The organism is Legionella bononiensis, assembly GCF_016786215.1.
In the GTDB taxonomy this organism is placed as follows: domain Bacteria; phylum Pseudomonadota; class Gammaproteobacteria; order Legionellales; family Legionellaceae; genus Legionella; species Legionella bononiensis.
Genome location: NZ_JADOBG010000010.1, coordinates 496,904 through 519,444 on the forward strand (window position 1 = coordinate 496,904; position 22,541 = coordinate 519,444).

Here is a 22,541-nt window from a genome sequence, read left to right on the forward strand (position 1 = left end):
CAGCGCTCATTAAAATAATGTTCCTCATGACAATCGTACACGTGGATCTACCAGCATATAGGAGAAATCCGTCATAACCAGTCCAATAATGTAGAGAATCGACCCCAGAAACACCATGGCACGAACGATGGCAAAATCCTGCTGCTGGATGGCGTCTATGATATAGCTACCCAAACCGGGCACCCCAAAGAATGACTCCAATACCAGACTTCCCATAAATAATGAGGGGATAATAACCACGACTCCTGTCAAAATGGGCAGCATGGTATTTTTTAACACGTGCTTGAACAATACTTGTTGATCCGACAAACCTTTGGCTTTAGCCGTTTTAACATAGTCTTTATGTATTTCCTCCAAAAACAAAGTTCTATACCATCTGGCCCCAGCTCCTAATTGACCTAAAACGGCAACAAGCACAGGAAGAATAATAAATTTAAGCGCCTCAAAACCCCCATCATAACCAGAGATAGGGAACAAACGCAGTATTTTTCCAAAAAGATACTGACCGCCGATGATATAAAAAAGACTGGATATGGACATTAAAATGATGCAGATAACCACTCCAGTCAGATCAAGATAAGAGGTCCTGAAAAACGCCATTCCCATTGCAAAGACTATGTTGATCAGAATTCCGAAAAATAAAATTGGAACAGCAATCGCCAAACTGGGCCACATTCTGTAGGTAATATCATGACTGATGTCCCTGCCTGCATCAGATACCCCAAAGTTAAAGGTAAACAGCATCAATGATTTTTGATAAAACAAAGTCTGTTCAAAGCGACTCATCCCCTGTTTTGTCTGATTGAAAAATAAAGGCAAATCATATCCGTGAGCCACCTTCCATTCATCAACCGTGCTTTGCTCAACGTGCTTGTTCCCCAGATGCATGCGTGCAATATCATCAGGAGTGTTAACCATAAAAAAAAGAACAAAGGTTAACAAATTAATTCCAAACAAAATGGGAATTGCATAAATGACTCTTCGTACTAAATAAATAAGCATTATAATTTAAACCTCGTTGCAGGTTGTTTCTCTTTTTTTCGATACGCCACTATCAATGGAAGAGTTAATGCCACCAACAAAAGTACAATAACCATCAAAGGCCAAAATACGGGTTGATTCCAGGCATCACGTAGTTTATTGCGTTCCGTGGTATTAATAGAAACATATTTTAAAGTACCGAGCGCGATGGCATTAGGTTTTACATTAGAAACCCAACTTTGAGATAAAATGAAATCTTCTGGATGCATACCCCATACCCAGGGTGCATCATATCGGACTAACTCCACCATCTTATCTATATATTCCTGCCTGAGCTCATCATTACTTCGATTTTTCATTAAATCAAATAATCGATCAAATTCAGGGTTATAATAATTCGCTGCATTTTCTCCACCAAATTGTACTTTTCCATTTTTACTGTAGAGCTGAAACAGGAAATTTTCAGGATCCGGATAATCCGCATTCCAGCCCCAGCTGAAGATTTGCGCATCACCTGTTCGCATTTTCTCCTGAAATCGGTTATACAAAGTCGCTCTGATGTTCAAATCAATACCGATACTGGCGAATTGCTTTCGCATCCAGTCCAACATGGATTTATCTTCAGGACCACCCTTGGTGGTCACATCGTAATGCAAAATCAGAGCATTGCCAGTTTTGGGATCAATGCCATCAGGATATCCTGCCTGTCTCATCAATTGTTGTGCCTCAGCCAATGAACGCCGTTGACGCGCATTATCCTTCCATTGATAAACATAGGGATTAATGCCCTCTTTTCCTTCCTTATAACCGAAAATGCCTGGGGGAATGGGGCCTTGAGCAGGAATACCACGACCATTAAAAAATATGGCTATGTTTTCATCGTAATTGACTGCAATGGATATGGCTTGCCTTAATTTACGTGCCCGTTCACTTCGCCCTCCGACCACATTGTCGAGCATGTTAAAGCCCATGTAAAAAATATAAGGCTCAAGGGTTTGCGTTAAATGTAATTTTTTATCTACCATTTCCTGGCTTAAAATAGCTTCTCCAAAACGGTTTATATGGATTGCTTGATCAAAACTGTCCGCGCTGACTCCAGAAATATCATAGTATCCTTGCATGAATTTGTTCCAACGAGGGATGGATTCTTTTTCAAGGGTATAAACTGCCTTGGCAATCAGGGGTAACCTTTTGCCTATGTTAGTTGTAAATCCTTCTCGTCTATCCCTCTCTGTAGCATCAACTGGAAAATATACTTCGCGATAATTCGGGTTTTTTTCTAAAACCATCTGTCTGTTTGGATTATTTTGAGCCAACATAAACGGGCCCGTACCCACTGGATACCAACCGAATGATAAATTTTTATCATCCATGCCTTGTTGTGAATAAAACAGATCGGCTTCCCAGGGAACTGGGGAAAAAAAAGGCATAGCCAACCAGAATAAAAATTGTGAGTACTGCCCTTTTAAAGTCAGCTCAAAAGTATAGTCATCAATTTTTTTTATTCCCTGCAAGGGGTATTGTCTTAAATCTACATAGCGATAATTTGATAAGGGTACCTGGGGAACTGTTTCGCCAAACTCCTTAAAACCTTCTATATAATGACTCATTAATCCATAGATTGGTGAATTCACCATAGGATTAGCCATTCGTTTAATTTGATAAATATAATCATCAATGATCAGTTCTCTGGTATCTGTATACTTAAAATCAGATAACTGATTAATATCGTGATCATCAAGATAATCTTCTGATAAATGATGGTAACGATAGGTGCCTTTTTTAGTTCTCGCAAAAGCGGGATGAGGCTGATAAAAAATTCCTTTCTTTATTTGGATGGTATAAACACTGTATGCGGGGTTAATCTGTTCACCAGACGGAATTGGATTCCGTTTATCATCCAGATACCTAATCTGGGGTAATTGAGTGGCCGTTAACGGAATTAATTGATAGGGTCTAATATAATAATCGTATTCTAGCAATGGTTCGTAAATCTGGGCAATAAAAACATACTCATTGGCGGAATAGGATTTTGCCGGATCCAGGGTTTTAGGTTGCTCATTAAAAGATGAATAATAAATATTTTCATTGGACTCATTTTCAGGATAAGGATTATTTAACACCCAGGAGCTGGCATTAGCCAAGCCCAGGCTGTAGTGCAATAAAACCAACAGCATCACTTTAACGGAAAGTCGCCGCACTTAAATTCCCTGTGCCAAAAATAATAGAATATTCATGAAAGTATATCCTTATCTCAAACCGATTAGCGAGTGTCATTTTTAAGATGCTGACAGCATCTCTTTAAAGTCCTCTTCATCCAAAACTTTAACGCCTAATTCATTAGCCTTTATCAATTTGGATCCTGCCTCGCTTCCCGCGATGACATAATCTGTTTTGGCAGAAACACTGCCGCTCACCTTGGCACCCATGGTTAATAACTGAGCTTTAGCTTCTTCCCGCCCCATACTTTCCAAAGTTCCAGTCAAAACGACTGTTTTTCCAAAAAATGGATTATCCTGATTAATCTGTTTTTTCTCAGTCTTCGGCCAATGAACCCCTAGCGCCAATAAACGGTTTATAACTTCCATATTATGAGGTTGAGCAAAAAAATGAACGATGTATGATGCCCCCACTGGTCCTATATCATGAAGAGACATTAACTCGTCAACAGTGGCTGATTGAATCATACCGATATCCGAATAGTGTTCTGCTAATACCCGCGCGCTGGACTCCCCTATTTCTCTAATCCCTAAAGCATAAAGAAATCTGTTGAATGTTGTATTCTTGCTCTGTTCCAAAGCCAGCAAAAGATTTTGCGCAGACTTCTCACCCATTCGGGGTAAATTTGCCAAGGTAGGTAAATCCAGCTCATAAAGATCTGCAAGATGACGCACTAATCCTTCATCAACCAATTGTTCAATTAAAACTGAACCTAAACCTTCAATATACATGGCCTTACGCGAAGCAAAATGCCACATCATCCTTTTTAATTGCGCTTTGCAAAACAGACCACCGATACATCGTGCTATAGCCTCTCCCTCTTCACGAACCACATCGGAGCCACAGACGGGACAATGTGCGGGAAGCACGATGGCTTCTGTGATCGCAGGACGTTTGGCTAAAACGACAGAAACCACTTCGGGTATGACATCACCCGCTCGACGCACAATGACGGTATCGCCAATGCGTATATCCTTTCGCGCAATTTCATCCATATTATGTAGAGTGGCATTGCTGACTGTAACACCTCCTACACTAACAGGAACCAAACGAGCTACCGGAGTTAAGGCACCCGTACGACCGACTTGAAAATCTACGGCCAGCAGCTGGGTCATTTCTTCAGATGCAGGAAATTTATGTGCGCAGGCAAAACGAGGAGCTCGTGATACAAAACCCAATTGCTGTTGCAATGGAATACTATCAATTTTATAAACAACACCATCAATTTCAAAAGGCAATTGTTGCCTTTTCTCTAACATACGATGATAGTACTCAAGACATCCTTCCATCCCGATTTCTTTTTTCGATTCAGCAGACACTCTAAAACCAAATTCTTTAAGCAACTGCAATTGTTCCCAATGACTGTCAGGTAATTTATACCCTTCACATGCGCCTATACCATAACAATAAATTGCCAATGGTCGACTGGCGGTCACTGCCGGATTCAATTGCCTTAAACTGCCTGCGGCGGCATTTCGAGGATTAACAAAAGTTTTTTCACCGATTTCCCTGGCCTTCTTGTTGTACGCGTCAAAACCTGCCTTGGGAATATACACTTCTCCTCGAATTTCAATCAAACGAGGGGGATTCGCTGTTCTCAATTTTAAAGGAACGGAGCTGATCGTTTTTATGTTCGCAGTAATATTTTCACCGGTAGCCCCATCACCTCGAGTCGCCGCATGGGTTAATACTCCATGTTCATAAGTCATGTTCACAGCTAAACCATCAAGCTTGGGTTCACAGGTAAATACTAATTGTTGATTGGGTTCATCCAGCTTGTCGGTAGCCCTTTTTATAAAGGCCTGCAACTCTTCATCAGTAAAAACATTCGATAGGGATAGCATGGGTTGCTTATGGGACACCGGCATAAAAGCATCAGCAGGTGTTCCGCTGACTCGCTGGGTTGGTGAATCCGGAGTTAAAAATTGAGGGTACTCAGCCTCCAATTGCTGCAATGCCCTGAAATTTCGATCGTATTCAGCATCAGGAACCAAGGGTTCATCAAGAACATAATAATGATGATCGTAGGTTTGAATTAAATCTCTAAGAGTTTTAATTTGCTCTTTAATTTCATCATTACTCATTGAAAAGATTCCCGATTTTTAAAAATCCAGTTTATCACTTTTATTCCTACTTTCGAACCTCAAAAAGTACACTTTATACTTCATTTTATAGCGCTTGAATCCATGATCATAATTATGATATAGATACGTTTCTGATTTAATTGGGGTATTTTAGAAATGGACCTTCAACGCAAAATAATCGCTCTCTGTTTGTTTTTATTCTCGACTTTAATCCAGGCTCTTCCAGAAAACACACCCAATCCAGGTATCGCTTTAGTACATGGTACCCGTGATCATAGAGAAGACGCCTATGGCGGATATTGGAAGGCGGATTTTATTGACAGTATGTCCAAAGGCTTGGCTAATCCGGAAAACTTATTAGTGGTACATTGCGATTTTAGTCAGTATATGTGGCATGAAGACGCTGCAAACTGCGTTGCAGACCAACTCCTTGATTTTATTAAGGGAAAAAAAATCAGTTCCATGACCGTCTACACCCACTCTGATGGCGCCAATATTATTCGCTGGATACTCTCCAATCCTACTTATGACGGCCGCTATCTGACATTGAAACACAAAATAAGTCAGGTCATCGCTATCGCACCGTCCAGTTCAGGAACACCATTGGCGGATGAAGTTCTTGGTGGTGGAGTGTTTGAAACCAGCCTTGCCTGGTTGCTGGGTTATATCTCTGATGCGGTCAAGCAACAACGTGTAGGCGACATGCTCATTTATAATGAAGAATTATTATTGGGTGGTAAAGGACGCCCTTCCCTTTCAACTCCTTTTAAAGTAATTGTGGGTACCGATGTCTATGCCTCACCCTTTTCTACGTCAAGTTATTGCAATGGTTATCTACAAAACAGTGGATTAAAAATAACCAAACTGTATCTGGACACTTGCGCGGATGGTTTTTTAAATTGCACCTCACAAACGGCTGCTGGTGAACTGTGGTTTTACGACCGGGATAAAACCGAAAATAATGCGCCTCTAAGCCATAACCAAAGCCGTCACTCCTGTTTTGGTTTTGATCAAATTCTGAAAAGTGCCTTATCTACAGAAGGAGCTGTACAATGAAAACGACTCAACTCGTATTAATCTCTGCATTTTGTTTTACCCAGGCACATGCATTGACCTTACCAAGACAACCTGTCAAATCCTATGAGTGCGATGTGTGCAGTCAATTATCACATGAAAATTTACAGGATAAATGGAGCATATCCAATGAGCCATTGAATCGTAAAATCAATAACAGCCAAAAAAGTTATGGTTATAAAGAACGCATCAGCCTGGAACAGCTTCGTGCTGGAGTCCTGATCACCACAACAGCCCCGGGAGCGGTTGTGCGCATTACTCCCATGCAAAATAAACTGATTCCGCAGTTAAAGATCAAAACTCCTAAGAATCAATTATTGAGTTTACAGGAAGCCTCCGCCTTATTCAGTCAGGATGAGCCTTTTGGCGATAAAACCTTATCAACCAAACATCAAACCATGCTGCAAATAAAGCCAGAATTAGGTTTTGGAACATTCATTCTTAAAAGCGATGAACACTCTTCAAATGATGCCGACGCATATCTGATTAACGTGTATGACAAATTTTCCCCAACCTATCTGGAAGTCCAGACGGACTCTATCCATTATCAATATGGCGATAAGTTAACTGCAAAAATAACGTTGGTAGATGATTATATCGATCATGATATTTATGATATTAATGCGACGCTCATAGGACCCGGCGGACAATATGTACCTCTGAAATTAAGCAAAGTTAAAAAAAACCAGTTTGAAGCCACTATTGTATTAAACTCGGAAAACAATGACCATGGCGAGAATTGGTATCTTGAAACAAACATCCAGTCTGAATATGGGCAAGAACTGATACGGCGCAGTGGACACACCGCATTTTCTTATTCAGTTCCATCTGCCAGTATGCTGAATGTCAAAAAGTTATCATCTAAACCCTTAACCTTTGTCGCGACCCTGGATGTAGCGACTGGAAGCCGCTATGCCTTACAAAGTGTCTTATATCGAAAAAATGGCAAAGGTGAAGTGACTCCTATTGAAACTTCCCAACGGGCGCAATGGCTTGAACCTGGAAAACAGGTTATTCAATTTACCTTTGACAATTCCAATCAATTATCAGACGATAGTCTCTATTTAGGTTATTTACGTTTGATAGATTACGGTCAGCTGAAAACAGTGTACCAATACAATCAACCTATCAAGCTTACCCAATTAGTGGAATAATGCATGATATCCTTTTCTTCCTTCACCCTTATTGAGGGCATAGCATGCGCTATTGCCCTGCAAGTGCTCCTGACACTCTGGTTTATCAAAAAGCAACATCAACAAAAAGCCCTGAGCGAAAGTATTAACGAAAAAATTCAGCACGCTCTGACTACTCAATTGCATCAGTTGCATATGGATCTGGCTCAATCATATCAAAGCAGCCAAAACAGTATTAATGAAAAAATTGCTCATGGACAACTGATTACCCAACAAATCATCAGTGATACGATACAAAAACAAATGACTGATGTTCGTGAACAAATGAGTCATAGTTTTCAGCAACATGCAGGCTCTCTAACCTCTCATTTACACCTTCTGACTGAAGAAATACGCAATCATCTGCACAGCCTGACGCAGCAGGTTAACCATAAGTTAACTGAAGGATTTGAAAAGACATCATCAACATTTATTGATGTAGTCAAACGACTGACCATCATTGATGAAGCACAAAAGAAAATTACCGAATTGTCCAATCATGTGGTCAGTTTACAGGATGTACTGGTAGACAAAAAAGCCCGAGGCGCCTTTGGTGAAGTACAACTTTCAACATTAATCAGCAATATGATCCCAAGTGCCCATTATCAAATGCAATACACTTTGAGCAACCAAAAACGGGCTGATTGTATTTTGTTTTTACCAGAACCTACAGGCAATGTAGTCATCGATGCCAAATTTCCTCTGGAAACTTACCAACGCTTAATCAACACAGATGCCATGTCTGTTGAAAGAAAATCCATCCAACAGCAATTTCGTCAGGACATCCAGAAACACATTAAGGACATTGCAGAAAAATACATCATCCCCAATGAAACAACAGATGGTGCCATGATGTTCATACCTGCTGAATCCATTTTTGCCGAGATTCATGCAAATTACCCCGATCTGATTTCTTTATCACAAAGATTAAAAGTATGGCTGGTCTCACCCAGTACCTTAATGGCTGTATTAACTACTGCTAAAGCAGTACTAAAAGATGATGCCACACGAAAACAGGTGCACATCATCCAAAAACATTTACACGCTCTGGCAGATGATTTCCAACGTTTTGAAAAGCGTATGGATAAACTGTCCAAACACATTGATTTAGCACATCAAGACGTCAATGAAGTGAATACTTCAGCTAAAAAAATCACTTCGCGCTTCCAAAAAATTGAATCAGTAGAAATTGAGTTGGATGAGCCGGAGCTGAGTAAAGTAGAATTAATCGAAACCGAGTAACCAAAAGGAATTGCCCTTGCTAAAACGTGATATCTCAACAATTAATATATTGGTCGCCTCTGCTGGTGGAATGATTGGTTCAGGCTGGCTTTTTAGCCCCTTCATCAGCGCCCAGATGGCTGGAAGCAACGCGTTGATAAGCTGGGTCATTGCCGCCCTGTTCATGCTATTCATCGCCCTTCCCTTATGTGAACTGGGTACTATGTTTCCCGTTTCAGGGGGGATGTCAAATTATCCAACTTATACTCATGGCCAGGAAGTAGGTTTTTTGTTTGCCTGGACTTCATGGCTCTCCTACGTCGTGATGACTCCTATTGAAATACAGGCAATTCTGCAGTATTCGAGTCATTTTTTTCCCACACTGATTGTTGACGATCCGGCAACGCTTAAACTGTCAGGAACGGGCTATATTGTAGCCATCGGCATTATGCTGTTTGTCGTCATTCTTAACTCATACGGCATCAAATTACTGGCAGAATGTAACAAATATGCCAGCCTCATCAAATTTGCCCTGCCCAGCGTGGCAATCATCGCTCTTTTACACAGCGCACCTGACCTGGGAAATATTAGCCTAAGTCTGGGCGATAAAAGCAGCTGGGTGAATATTTTTTCAGCCCTTTCAGCAGGTGGTGTTATTTTTGCCTTTACTGGTTTTTAAAATGGCCTGATTCTGGCTGGAGAAGTTAAAAACCCACAACGCAACATACCCATTGCAATATTGGGCGCTGTTCTAATTGGTTTTCTTCTTTATTTCATGCTGCAATTCAGTTTTATTGCAGCCATGCCGCAAAAATACTTAACCCACGGTTGGAGCGCATTGAGTTATCCTGGAGATAGTGGTCCTTTGGTTGGACTCACTTTACTGCTGGGTCTTGGAGTCGTAGCGACTCTGTTAATGATTGATGCCGCCTTCTCTCCTTTTGGAACTACTCTTGTATATACCGCTGCAACCTCAAGAATTGTCCATGGTATGGCTTTGAATAATCATTTACCCAAACTGTTTTTAAAAGTAAATCGTCACAAGATCCCTTATGTAACCCTTTATGCCAATTTTTTGGTTGGCATCTTTTCCTTTTTACCCTTTCCCGGATGGCAGAAACTGGTGGCGTTCCTATCCTCGGCAAGTATTCTCTCTTATAGCATTGGGCCTATCTGTCTTCTGGCAATGCGCAAATTACAACCCAATACACACAGACCATTTAAACTGTCAGGCAGCCTGGTATGTTCTCATCTGGCATTTTATTTTTGTAATTTAATGTTGTATTGGTGTGGATTTTCCATTTTATGGAAACTTGATGTCGCATTATTGATCGGCCTGTTTATTAGTATTGCCTACCATCGTAAAAGTTTTATCCTCCATAATTACCCCTTATATTGGTTTATATTCTATATGTTTTCGCTGCTTTTGGTTTCCTACCTTGGATCTTTTGGCGGAATTGGTGTTCTTAAGTTTCCAGTAGATATGATGTGTTTACTGCCTTTGAGCATCATCCTGCTTTATCTGTCTCAAATTGTATTGAATACTGAAGAGCATAAAGAAATAAGCTTTGAACTGGAGTCCATACCGACTTAAGAACTAAGCCGCTTTGCGAAACCTGGTAGATAGTGTCTTTAAAAGCAAGTTAAGTGTACATTAAAAGCTCGCTTTTAAAGACAGTATCTACTCTTAATACAAAAAGTCCTTAGCCTGACGGTTATGATTCACGATCCAAGCCACTTACTTTTTGCTTTATCAAGTAACTCCATGCATATTATCCATTGTCCGTTGGGCTAAGTATTTTGATGGCTAATTTTAATAATTTTATGATCCCCTCATCCGCCTGTCGGCACCTTCTCCCGAAGGGAGAAGGCGATTCTAGCAAGATCTCAATAACGTTTGAAAATGAACATTGAGCATTGCGTCAAAAAAGATTAAGACTATTTGATAAGCAGGAGTAGCAACGATTTGAGTGTTACCAGTCTACCCGGTCTATACCCAACCGCTCCCTTCTCCTTAAGATCCCCTCTTCCGCCTGTCGGCAACTTCTCCCTGATGGAGAAGGCAATTCTAGTAAGATCTCGATAACCTTTGAAATTGAACATTGAGCATTGCGTCAAAAAAGATTAAGGCTATTTGATAAGCAGGAGTAGCAACTGTTTGAGTGTTACCAGTCTACCCGGTCTATACCCAAACACTCCCTTCTCCCTTTTTAAGGGAGAAGGGTTGGGGATGAGGGTTACTGATCAGTGGGCTTAAGTTGGGTCGCGACTCTTAGCCATCAGGCTAAGGAGAAAATCAAAGCCCGTATTAGCGAAGCGTAATACGGGATCAGAAGCAGCAACAAACCCCATTGTTTCCCCGTATTACGCTTCGCTAATACGGGCTACGAAAAGAACCCATCTGCACTAAATAATTTTTAATTTAATGGCGGTGTGTGCCTCGTCCACTCCCGGAGGGAATCATGGTTCAACATTTGATTACGATGATGCTGATGTGTGTATTTTAGGATGCAGAATAGAAAATATACAGGTATAATACCCCTCTTTTCAGTTTTGACTGCTTTATAATCCCATGGTTACAGAAACACTGCTTTACCATCCAACAAAAAATAAACAAATTTGGGGGCAACTATATGGTAGCAGTCTGGCTCTTGCTTTGGCTGAATATTGCCAGGAGACACCTGGAATTAAATTACTTATTGCACAAGACAATCTTAGTGCAAGCCAGTTACAGGACGAACTGCAGTTTTTCCTGAACCCACAAAAAAAACAACAAGAACTGTTATTTTTTCCTGATTGGGAAACATTGCCGTATGATCAGTTCTCTCCACATCAGGACATTATTTCAGAACGACTTTATACCTTAAGCCGCATGCAACAGGTAACGGATGCTGTAGTAATTACTTCAGCCAGCACGTTAATGCACAGACTCTGCCCTCCCGAATTTTTAAATCACTATGCATTAATGTTGAAAGAAGGTCAAAAACTTGATCTGAATACGTTCAGAAATCAATTACAACAAGCAGGCTATCACTGTGTCAACAAGGTACTGGAACATGGAGAATATGCCTTACGTGGCTCCATAATAGATGTTTACCCAATGGGAAGCGGCCTTCCTTTTCGAATTGAACTTTTTGATGATGAAATTGAAAGCTTAAGAGAATTCGATACAGAAACACAAAGAACTATAGAAAAAATTTCAGAAATAAATGTATTGCCGGCACGTGAATTTCCTTTAAATGAACAGAGTCAAACCCTCTTCAGAAGATCCTTCAGAGAGCTTTTCCCAGGAAATCCCAGTCAATGCCCAATCTACGAATCCATTTCTCATGGCCAGTTTCCCGCAGGTATCGAATATTATCTTCCACTGTTCTTTGATAAAACCGTTACCTTTTTTGATTACCTCCCTGAGAACTCCAGAGTATGTCTTATTGAAGAGATACAAGTAAACGCAGAACAATTCTGGCAGGAATTAAATGAACGATACGAGCAAAGACGCTATGATGTAAGTCGACCCATTCTAACTCCAGGCGCATGCTTCATTAATTCTACTGAATTATTAACCTATGCTAATACTTACGAGCAATTGCGTGTATTCCATAAACCCTCTGAGAAAAAAGGCGCAGTAGTCAATTTTGATATTTCCAAAGCGCCTCAGTTGCCTATAGACAGAAAAAATCAGGAACCTTTACTGCAATTGCGTCAGTACTGCTCGATACCCTCTTCCCGATACTTAATCGTTGTTGAAAGCGCTGGACGACGTGAAGTAGTACTGGACCTTCTTAAAGCGAGTGGAATATTCCCAACGGTGCAAAATACCTGGGTTGATTTTATTAATGATAATGCTCCAATCAACATTACCACTGGACCACTGATTTACGGCTGTGAATTAAATAATAAGAATATTATTATAATTGTCGAATCCCAGTTATTTGGTGAACAAAGTACGCCACAGCGCAGAACAACCCAAAAATCAGTAGACCCTGATTTAATTATTCGCGATATGGCTGAATTAAGACTGGGTGCTCCGGTAGTCCACCTGCAATTTGGCGTAGGACGATATCAGGGGCTGCAATACATCACCACCAATGATACCTCCAGCGAATTCCTGGTACTTGCTTATGCGGGTGATGATAAAATATATGTACCCGTCACCTCGCTTCATTTGATCAGCCGTTATACTGGTGTTGACAGTGAACATGCTCCACTGCATAAACTCGGTACGGATCAATGGCAAAAAGAAAAGAAAAAAGCAGCTGAAAAAATTCATGATGTGGCTATTGAATTACTGGATTTGTACGCCAAAAGAGAAGCACAACCTGGACATCAGTATGAGTTTAATCACAGCGAATATATAAAATTTGCCAGTGCCTTTCCATTTACTGAAACGGTAGACCAACTCCAGGCCATAGACCAGATCATTAAAGACATGCAATCCCCAAGGCCGATGGATCGATTAATCTGCGGTGATGTAGGTTTTGGTAAAACTGAAGTTGCCATGCGAGCAGCATTTGTGGCTGTACAAAATGGAAAGCAGGTGTGTGTTCTGGTACCTACTACCCTTCTGGCAGGTCAACATTTTGAGTCATTCAGAGACCGCTTCGCGGATTTCCCTATCAATATTGAGCTCTTATCCCGCTTTCGCAGCGCCAAAGAATCAGAGTCCGTGCTCCAGTCATTAACATCAGGCAAAGTCGATATCGTTATTGGAACTCATAAATTATTCCAAAGTAACATTAACTTTAAGAATCTGGGATTATTGATCATTGATGAGGAACATCGATTTGGTGTAAAACAAAAAGAACACATGAAATCATTACGCACTCATGTAGACATATTATCGATGACCGCAACTCCGATTCCCAGAACGCTCAATATGGCAATGGCGGGAATCAGGGACATTTCACTGATAGCAACTCCTCCTGCGAAACGGCTGGCAATAAAAACTTTTTGGCAGGAAAAGAAAGACATCGTAGTCCGAGAAGCTTTGCTTCGGGAAATTCTTAGAGGTGGACAAGTATTTTTCCTGCATAATAATGTACAAACTATCGATAGAGTATGCCAGGATCTGCAAACCCTGGTACCCGAAGCAAAAATTCGCAGTGCTCATGGACAAATGCGTGAACGAGAACTGGAACGAGTGATGTCCGATTTTTACCATCATCGTTTTAATGTATTGGTCTGTACAACAATCATAGAAACCGGGATAGACATACCTACCGCCAATACCATCATCATTGATAGAGCAGACAAATTCGGTCTGGCGCAATTACACCAGCTCCGTGGTCGCGTAGGACGCTCGCATCATCAAGCCTATGCTTATTTGTTAACACCCGAAGAAAAATCATTAACTCCTGATGCCGTAAAACGCCTGGAAGCCATAGTGTCACTTGAGGACCTGGGAGCAGGCTTTACTTTGGCAACTCACGATCTTGAAATTAGAGGAGCCGGGGAATTACTCGGAGAAGATCAAAGTGGAAATATGCATGCTATAGGCTTTAATTTGTTTATGGAAATGCTGGATAGAGCAGTACATGATCTAAAAGCTGGAAAAATTCCGGAATTATCAGCGCCCATGTACCAGGGGCCGGAAATTGATATGCGCATCAGCGCTATTATTCCAGAAGATTATATAGCAGATATTCATAATCGTTTAATCATGTATAAAAGGATATCCAATGCTAAAAGCAATCAACAAATTCACGATTTACAAATAGAACTAATCGACAGGTTCGGTTTATTACCTCAACCTGTTAAACATTTACTACTGATTACTGAACTGAAATTAAAGGCCGCAGAATTAGGCATTCAAAAGATCAGTGCCAGTGGACAACAGGGAAAATTGGATTTTAACGAAAAACCATCAATAGACCCAGGCGCATTAATTAGTCTGATTCAAGTACATGCAAAACGTTATCAAATGGAAGGTCCACAGCGCCTGCGTTTCACTTTGGATAGCACCGCCCCCGATGAACGCATCTTTGAAATAAGCTCTTTGTTAAGTAAGTTAGCTTACAAATAAGTTCGCGTTACTAAGTAATCACCCATTATGGCACTATGTACTGATGGCAATTTTTAACTATTTTCTACAGGGTTCGAGTATGATGCTCCATCACAGTCGAATTCTGATGAACAAAACCATGATCACGGCATCCAAAAACAGCGTAGCAGTGTTGGGATGGTTAATGACTATTTTATGTTCTCTGGTCGTATTCCATATTACCCAGAATTACGCCATCAGCCTGGCTTACTCCAAATTCACAATCATTCTGGTCGCCGCATTGGTCATGTGGATCTTTAGGCTGGTGCCTGAATACATACCCTCCTTATTAATAATGATTGCTACCATACTGCTTAATATAGCCCCTAGCACCATAATATTATCCGGATTTAATTCTGATAGTTTTTATTTTGCAGTAAGTGTTTTTAGTATTGGCGCTCTATTAACCAAATCAAGGCTCTTTTATCGATTGTCATTGATCCTGTTAATTAAACTGCCTTTTAAACAAGCAGTATTGCAAAAATGCTTGTTTTTTCTTGGGGCATTAATGACGCCGATGATGAGCGTCCAAAGCTCCAGAGTCGCTTTAATTGCTCCATTATTGAATGATATTATGGAAAGCAGCCGAATAAAACCACGCAGCAGTTCGGCCAATGCATTAGCTAATTCTGCATTTAACGGCTGCATACTGCTTTCCACTATTTTTCTTACGGGAAAATCAAGTAATTTTATTATCTATGGATTGCTTTCTGAACAACATCAATGGCAAGGCAATTGGTTCAGTTGGTTATGGTTAGCATCATTCCCGGGACTAATGCTTGTTGCTGTATTTTTTATTCTGCAATCTCTTCTATTCAAACCCAATAACACTCTGAATATCAATCGCTATAAGTTAAAAAAAGAACTGTGTTCCATGGGAAAAACCACCTTAATCGAGCATGTAGCGATAATAAGTTTCATCGTATTTTTTGCAGGAACAATTCTATCAACCTGGTTCAATATATCGGGTCTCTGGACTTGCCTGATTCTCTTTATCATTCTTTATGTGACTGGTGCTTTAACTTCAAAAGAACTACAAAATAATATTAACTGGGGTTTCCTGTTCTATTTTGGCGCCATTATTGGGGTAATGCGTACCATTCAAAGCATCGGGGTTGATCTCTGGTTAATTCATCATTTCCAATGGCTGACTCATCTCGCTCAAAGTAATGTCGCCTGTTTTATTACCCTGATTTATGCCATCAGCTGGGTTGGTGGTTTGATTTTAGGAACAATGATTGCCCCTGCCATATTGTTTACTGCGATTATCCCCTTCGCGCTGCAAAGTCCCGTTTGCAACTGGATAATCGCTTTTGTCATTCTTTTGGCTACAGAAGCCTGGATATTTCCCTATCAATCCAGTTACTTTCTGTGTTTTGAAGAACTCCTTAAACGCAATAATAATTTTCTCCTCAAGCCACTATTAAAGTTAAATGCCTGGTTCACGTTTTTAAAATTATTCGTCATCCTGGCATCTATTCCTTTTTGGTACAGCCTGGGAGTTTTGTACTAAGTTCAATTACTCCCAGACCACCGTTTGATGTTTCGATAAAACATCCTGAATCAGCTTATCGTAATTTTGTTCAACGACTTTACGTTTTACCTTGAGAGTGGGAGTTAACATATCATTATTAGTAGACCATGCATCCTTTACAACGATGATATGGCTGATTTTTTCGTATTTCATCAGCTTGGCATTCACCTTGTGCAGACTCTCTTGTAGTGATTGGTTGATCTCGTTCTTGTTTTTGCTCAAACGAGCCCCTTCACTTAAGGTGACTAACAGCACATTAGTAGGTAATCCACGACCAACCAGACATAATTGTTCAATCTTGCTGTTCGAAGCGAATCGCTTTTCTATAGGAGAAGGAGCAACGAATTCCCCAGTCTGATTTTTAAAGTTTTCCGATAGTCGTCCCAATATTTTAACTCGATCCAGGGAATCCAACTCCACGACATCTCCTGTACGTAACCAACCTTCAGAGGTAAAAGCATTCTTCGTGGCTTCTTTGTCTTTATAATATCCGGACATGAGACAAGGTGAGTTAATCAATAATTCAGAGTCCTCACCCATTTTAACTGCTACATCTAACCTTGGAGTACCTACATACCCTGCTCTTCTTTCGTTTAACATAGATAAAGTTGCATAAGCCAGATTTTCAGTTTGACCGTACCCTTCTTGTATGTAGATGCCTATTTTCTCAAAAAATTCAATTATGGGAATGGGTAAATGCGACGCTCCCGAAAAAGAATTGACACAATCGTTCAGGCCAAGACCATGAATTATTTTCTTTTTGACTAGTGAAGAAATAAACGGGATTTTTAATAAAAATTTCAGTTTGGCCGGTGGTACTTTTTGCTCAATTTTTTGTTTAAATACCCCCCAGATACGAGGTACTGCGGTAAAAAAGGTAGGTTGAATTTCCCGTAAATTTTCGGCGAACTTATCCAGACTTTCAACAAAAGAGACATCACAATGAATCGTGACACTTGCTAACTGGATGGCAGAACGCTCGTAAACATGGGCCAAGGGAAGATATGAAATTAATTTATAATGATTCAAATCCCTGACTCTAAGTATGTCTTTCGGGAACAAAGTAAGATAATTTGCTACAGAGTTATTCGTGTACATAGCCCCTTTAGGTGAGCCAGAAGTACCAGAGGAATAAATAATGGTATATAAATCATCCGGACCTGGTTCAATTAAATCGACTAAAGGATTACTTGCCATTACGTCAGCCCATTTGTAATTAACCTTTAAATCAGGGTGATAGTTAAAATCGACAGTAATATAGTTATCCGGGATGAATTGGCGTACGTGTTGATGATCATCCAACTTGCCTATAAATACCAGTTTTACATCCCCATGTTCCAGTACATAACGAGCACTGTCCGCATTCTGATTTGCAAACAACGGAACATTGACCATACCGGCAAGATGAATCCCAAAATCTGTAATAAACCATTCAGCACAATTTTTAGAAATAATGGAAATATGACTTCCTTTTTTAATTTTTAATTGTTGCAAAAATCCAGCTACTTTACGGGCTTGAAGCATGACTTCTGCCCAGGTGTATTCATGCCATACCCCATTTTTGGGTTGTCTAAGGTATACTCGATCAGCTGAATCTTTTTCATTTTTTAACAGCAACTGGAATAATGAATTAGACGTAGTTTCATTTTGCATGACTTATCCTTAAGCAATTGAGTTTATTAAATCACTTTAATATTAGTCTAGACCAACTAATTGTAAAATATTAGTTTTTTCTCTTAATACACAGGCCTCCCCTTCGTTAATTGCTTCTTCAGCTCGATGAAAATCATGTAAAGCAATCTGAGGCAATTGAGGAATCAGAGTTAAATCAGCAGGATCACCAACAGCTCTGGCACGAGTGATTCGATCTTGCATTATTTTAATACTTTTTGTTAATACATCGTAATAACCTGGCCCTTCACTATAGCCAAAAATTCGCTGTAATAACTTATCAAAACGAAGACTAAAAATAGATAGCATTCCCGATTGTTCCATAGGACTATGAACTGAACGTAACAATTCGTGATTAAGATTTACTGCAATGACCAGTTCTGCACCCATAGCTCGACATAAAGAAATAGGCACGGGATTAACCAAACCTCCATCTACCAGCCAATGGTCTTCATGGCCTAAAGGAGTAAATAAACCAGGTAATGATATTGAAGAACGAATCGCGGGGACCAATGACCCTTTATTCAGCCAGACTTCACGACCCGTATTAAGATCAGTAGCCACGGCGCAAAATGGAATTCGAAGTTCCTCTATCTTCTTTTCCAGCCCAAATTCTTTAAAAAAATTCATTAACTTACTTCCCGAAATCAGCCCTCCTCCTGTGAAATTCAAATCAATAAGCTTGCTCATTTTTTTTCTGTCAAGTTTTAACACCCACTGCTCAAATGCATCCAGTGTTCCACAGGCATAGATAGCCCCGACCAATGAACCAATGGAACAACCGGCAACACAATCAATAGGAACACCCAATTGGGTTAAGGCTTTGATCACCCCAATATGAGCCCATCCTCGAGCAGATCCACTACCCAGTGCCAAACCAATTTTTAGTCGTTTAGTCTTCAAGGAGATGCCTTTTTATTAATCAATGTTTAGTTCATATAATAGTAGAGATTACATCTCTTTTTAAAAGTAATTTTTATTTATGAAATAATTTTTGAACTTCCTTCAAGTTACAGAATCCTGATCTGAAGCAATTAAAAACAACAATTCGTGGCGCTATTTCCTTACGTTCCCATAAAGGAGCATATCTGCAAGAGCTTCGATCCATTCTTGGTGCAAAAAATCCAGAGATCCAGGAAACACGCCTACTTGAAACAAGCCCATGATGTATACGTCTTTAGAGATTCATTGATTGCTGTTTAGAATAGTTAATTGGGGAAAACGAGGGCGTATTACAGTTCACCCTAGTGTTCTAAAATTAGTATTACCTGGCGAGTGAATGTTACACTCAAAAGTAATTGAGAAGTGCCCTGAGGGAAAAATGATTGAGATTGATTATACTTTATTAAGTAAAGAAGCCTTGGAAAATTTGATTATTGATATCATTACTCGTCAAGCTACTGATTACGGTGAGTATGAAATTGATATTCAAATTAAAAAGAAACAATTAATAGATAAACTTGCATCTGGTGATGCTGTTATTGTTTATTCACATACAGAAGAATGTTGCGATATTATTAGAATAGAAGACTTTAAAACGTATCAAAAACTCTCCTAGCGCAATTTATACATCATGGTTATTTTGTTATTTAATTATTATTAATTGAGGAAATACCTAAGTGGTTTCCTGAAATGCTTGTTTGGAATTGAGGTATTTATATGGAATAAAAATCAGAATACCTTCCGATATGAAATAATATGCGTGGGAACTGTCTTGAATTAAAAATTTAGAACAGTTACTACGATCGCCATGTACCTATTCTTACCTCATTCAAAAATGGTACTGTACGACTGAAAATCAAGCAACATTGAAATTACTCATAGCCGTCATCAATAAATACACAGCAAAATTAATGTTCAATTAATCTCCAAATGCCAAAATTAAACTCAGAAAGGCAAAATCAGACGTTTATTTACATTAGGAGTTACATCATGAAACACGATACATCTTTAATGACTAAAGATAATAATAAGACGAATGCACGCGTTGCAGCTACCAGTCATCCAGCAGATCAATCAGCTATAAAACATTATGCATTAACTGATGAATCGTGGGAGATACTCAATACCGATCAATTCAATTCAAAATTATCCGCAATAAATCCTGACGAACCCAATCCTTATAGAGATGCGGTGAAATCAGCAACAACAGGATACGATAAACTGTTTTGCGACTATCCCGATAGTTCATTAGCATTGATTCAAGACTATCTGAGACTGTATACCAGTGAACACCAAACTGTTCCTGAAGGAAAACTGGGCACTGTGATTGAGCCTAATCGACATGGCAGAGAGTTCTACGGTGTTCTGTTTAATCAAAATAAAAATCTGTTAGCAGTGTGTCCTGGAGGAAAAGGAAGTGCTGCAATCATCCTGTTTGAAAAGATGCCTAATGGAATAATAAATACAATCGATTTATCTGTTGGACGGTATTCAACGAGTGCAGATAATATAATCCCTTTTGCATATTCTTCTTATTATTGTGCAACAATTGTCCCTCAATTCCAATCCACAAATTCGGAAGTGATTGAGTTCAATAAACAATTAATGGAAATTAAAAAATTAATATCAGCAGCCGTTGATGGCACTCTTGCCCCTGAGAAAAGCCTGAGTGAACAATTAATTGCTCATATACAAACACAAAATCTGGGTTTCACTACAACCCGATACGCCGAGCCAATAAGACCCAGCCTATTCAACTACCTCAAAGATGCTCATAAATTCTCATTTCATATTTTAGAACGCCTGATTAGCAATGGTGCCGATCTTGAAGAGCGAAATGAGCAAGGTCTTACTCCTCTTCAAACAGCAATCTATCAACATTCCAACCCTGATTTAATCGATTTTCTGCTCAAAAAAGGTGCCAAACCAATTACTACAGAAGAAATTGTGGATGCGGTCAAAAACCAAAAATCAATTTTTGATATCACCTTGTTATTACAAGGAACTCGCCTGTCTTCTAAAGCATTTAAAGCGGCACTAAAAACCGCTATCGAACACAATCAGGAGCCCATCGCGTTATTTCTCATTGAAGAATACAACTATAAACTTAATTCATCAGAAGACTTGATAGCTTTGATAGCAACAAAAACAACAAACGATAATCGTTTCAATATATTGAAAACGTTACTATTCAAAGCAAGCAAAATTTCATGGAATGACCCGGCAATAATCGACGCAATCGAGCAGTTATCAAAAAATAATAATCCGAAATCATTTCAACAATTAAATCAGGCCAGATTAAAAGGATTGTGTGAGGAAGCCGTGAAAAATGCTAATCGAGATGCTGTGCTGGTATATGTCAGACAAATAACGGATAGGAACTATCTGGAACAATTAGTTCGTCGTGCACTATGGACTGACAATATCCTCAATGATGAGGCCTTCCAGGTAATGCATCAAAAAGGAATTAAACCGAATTTAAACTCAATCTATACATATTTCGATAAACCACAACATCTCGGTCCGTTTATGTCGAAGGAACATGTTAATGTACAACATAAAATTTCGATTACTGAAAAAAAACTTGATCGGTACATCAAAGCGGGACTTGATATAAATCAATTTGATGAGCGTATAGGTAAAGTAAGAAACACCTTTTTAATGAAAGCAGTACTCGCAAATGATTACGATGCAGTACAACTGCTTATTACAAAGAATGCATCGGTGAATCTGCAAATGACTAATGGCAACTCCGCCCTAATGCTTGCTGTAAAGAAAAGTGGTAAACATGACACCACTAAGATCATCAAGGCATTGATTAACGCAGGAGCAGATCTTACTCTAAAACGAACGGATGGAAAGCAAGCGATCGATCTTCTGCCTACTTCAAGTAATCCTGAAATTCAGAAGAGACTGGATGAGATCGCACTCCTGCTTCAGAATCATCCTTCTATAACTATAAGTCCAGATGAAGATGTCAATATTCGAGTATCAGCAAAACCATCAGATCCTCAAGTCATAGCGAATGAACCAACTCTTGATCACTCTAAAACTATAAGTCCAGATGAAGATATGAGTGCTCCAGCAACTAAATTAGAGCAAACCAGCAAAAGTAACATCGCATTAAATATGAAGAAACTTGACGATAAGATAAGCGATCTTGCGCTCCGCCGTAAACAAGCACTAGCAGCACATAACTTCAGTGAATTTAAATCACTAAATGAGGCTCATCAAGTCGCTATAACCCTTAAATCAGGTTTACAAGCGGCGAATCAGAGCTATTTAATTCACCAAAGTTATGCTACGTATAGAAATGAAACCAAAGCTTTAATCAGTACAGCGCACAAGACTCTCGACCAACACAGAGGATGGTCTGAGTTTTTAGTTAATCTGAGCCTGGCACTCTTAGGTGGCGTTGGATTGGTAATTAAAGGGGTGGTTAATTTAGCCTCAAATAAAAACTTCTTCTTTGTTCATCAAACAAACTCTTCAAAAATGTTGGATCACATTGAAGAACAGATCAACAATCAAGGAGAAGAGGTTAAACAACGTCCATATTAAATTAAACTCGAAGCAAGCCAGCTCCTGGAATATGGAGCTGT

Annotated in this window: 12 protein-coding genes and 1 pseudogene; 8 read left to right on the forward strand and 5 right to left on the reverse strand. The window is 39.6% G+C overall.

Annotated elements, in window-relative coordinates; all coding sequences use genetic code 11:
* Positions 1–24: 24 nt before the first annotated feature.
* The 3 genes from IZU94_RS07500 to ligA form a co-directional block, all read right to left on the reverse strand.
* Complete coding sequence (locus tag IZU94_RS07500) at positions 25–1,002, reverse strand: ABC transporter permease (RefSeq protein WP_203109477.1); 978 nt, start codon at positions 1,000–1,002, stop codon at positions 25–27.
* A complete protein-coding gene (locus IZU94_RS07505; RefSeq protein ID WP_203109580.1) occupies positions 1,002–3,158 on the reverse strand; it encodes an ABC transporter substrate-binding protein in 2,157 nt (718 codons plus the stop codon). The genes IZU94_RS07500 and IZU94_RS07505 overlap by 1 nt, the downstream gene beginning before the upstream one ends.
* Positions 3,159–3,260: 102 nt before the next feature.
* Positions 3,261–5,285, reverse strand: a complete 2,025-nt coding sequence (gene ligA, locus IZU94_RS07510; protein WP_203109480.1) for an NAD-dependent DNA ligase LigA — start codon at positions 5,283–5,285, stop codon at positions 3,261–3,263.
* A gap of 156 nt (positions 5,286–5,441) precedes the next feature.
* Between ligA and IZU94_RS07515 the strand changes: the two genes are divergently transcribed.
* The 6 genes and pseudogenes from IZU94_RS07515 to IZU94_RS07540 all read left to right on the forward strand — a co-directional run bounded on the left by IZU94_RS07515 (position 5,442) and on the right by IZU94_RS07540 (position 16,305).
* Positions 5,442–6,341 (forward strand): hypothetical protein, encoded by a 900-nt coding sequence (locus IZU94_RS07515; protein ID WP_203109482.1) that lies wholly within the window; start codon positions 5,442–5,444, stop codon positions 6,339–6,341.
* Positions 6,338–7,513, forward strand: coding sequence for a DUF4785 domain-containing protein (locus IZU94_RS07520; RefSeq protein WP_203109484.1), 1,176 nt, complete (start codon positions 6,338–6,340; stop codon positions 7,511–7,513). The genes IZU94_RS07515 and IZU94_RS07520 overlap by 4 nt, the downstream gene beginning before the upstream one ends.
* 3 nt (positions 7,514–7,516) lie before the next feature.
* Complete coding sequence (locus IZU94_RS07525) at positions 7,517–8,773, forward strand: DNA recombination protein RmuC (protein WP_203109486.1); 1,257 nt, start codon at positions 7,517–7,519, stop codon at positions 8,771–8,773.
* A 16-nt stretch (positions 8,774–8,789) separates the two neighbouring features.
* Positions 8,790–10,346 (forward strand): annotated as a pseudogene (locus tag IZU94_RS07530) (APC family permease).
* A 978-nt stretch (positions 10,347–11,324) separates the two neighbouring features.
* Positions 11,325–14,774 carry a transcription-repair coupling factor gene (mfd, locus tag IZU94_RS07535; protein WP_203109488.1) on the forward strand — a complete coding sequence of 1,150 codons (3,450 nt, stop codon included), beginning with the start codon at positions 11,325–11,327 and terminating at the stop codon, positions 14,772–14,774.
* Positions 14,775–14,817: 43 nt separating this feature from the next.
* The gene (locus IZU94_RS07540; RefSeq protein WP_203109490.1) at positions 14,818–16,305 is read left to right on the forward strand and encodes an SLC13 family permease; all 1,488 of its coding nucleotides are present in this window, start codon (positions 14,818–14,820) and stop codon (positions 16,303–16,305) included.
* Between the two features lie 6 nt (positions 16,306–16,311).
* Here the strand turns inward: IZU94_RS07540 and IZU94_RS07545 are convergent, their stop codons facing one another.
* Both IZU94_RS07545 and rssA read right to left on the reverse strand, forming a co-directional pair.
* On the reverse strand, positions 16,312–17,979 hold the full coding sequence (locus IZU94_RS07545) for an AMP-binding protein (protein WP_203109492.1): 1,668 nt from the start codon (positions 17,977–17,979) through the stop codon (positions 16,312–16,314).
* 42 nt (positions 17,980–18,021) lie between these two features.
* Positions 18,022–18,900 carry a patatin-like phospholipase RssA gene (gene rssA / locus IZU94_RS07550; RefSeq protein ID WP_203109494.1) on the reverse strand — a complete coding sequence of 293 codons (879 nt, stop codon included), beginning with the start codon at positions 18,898–18,900 and terminating at the stop codon, positions 18,022–18,024.
* A 376-nt stretch (positions 18,901–19,276) separates the two neighbouring features.
* On the opposite strand from rssA, the gene IZU94_RS07555 reads away from it, so the two are divergent.
* Together IZU94_RS07555 and IZU94_RS07560 are read left to right on the forward strand one after the other, a co-directional pair.
* Positions 19,277–19,555 carry a YheU family protein gene (locus IZU94_RS07555; protein ID WP_238400343.1) on the forward strand — a complete coding sequence of 93 codons (279 nt, stop codon included), beginning with the start codon at positions 19,277–19,279 and terminating at the stop codon, positions 19,553–19,555.
* A gap of 374 nt (positions 19,556–19,929) precedes the next feature.
* Positions 19,930–22,500: an ankyrin repeat domain-containing protein gene (locus IZU94_RS07560; protein ID WP_203109496.1), complete on the forward strand. Its 2,571-nt coding sequence runs from the start codon at positions 19,930–19,932 to the stop codon at positions 22,498–22,500.
* Positions 22,501–22,541: the final 41 nt, after the last annotated feature.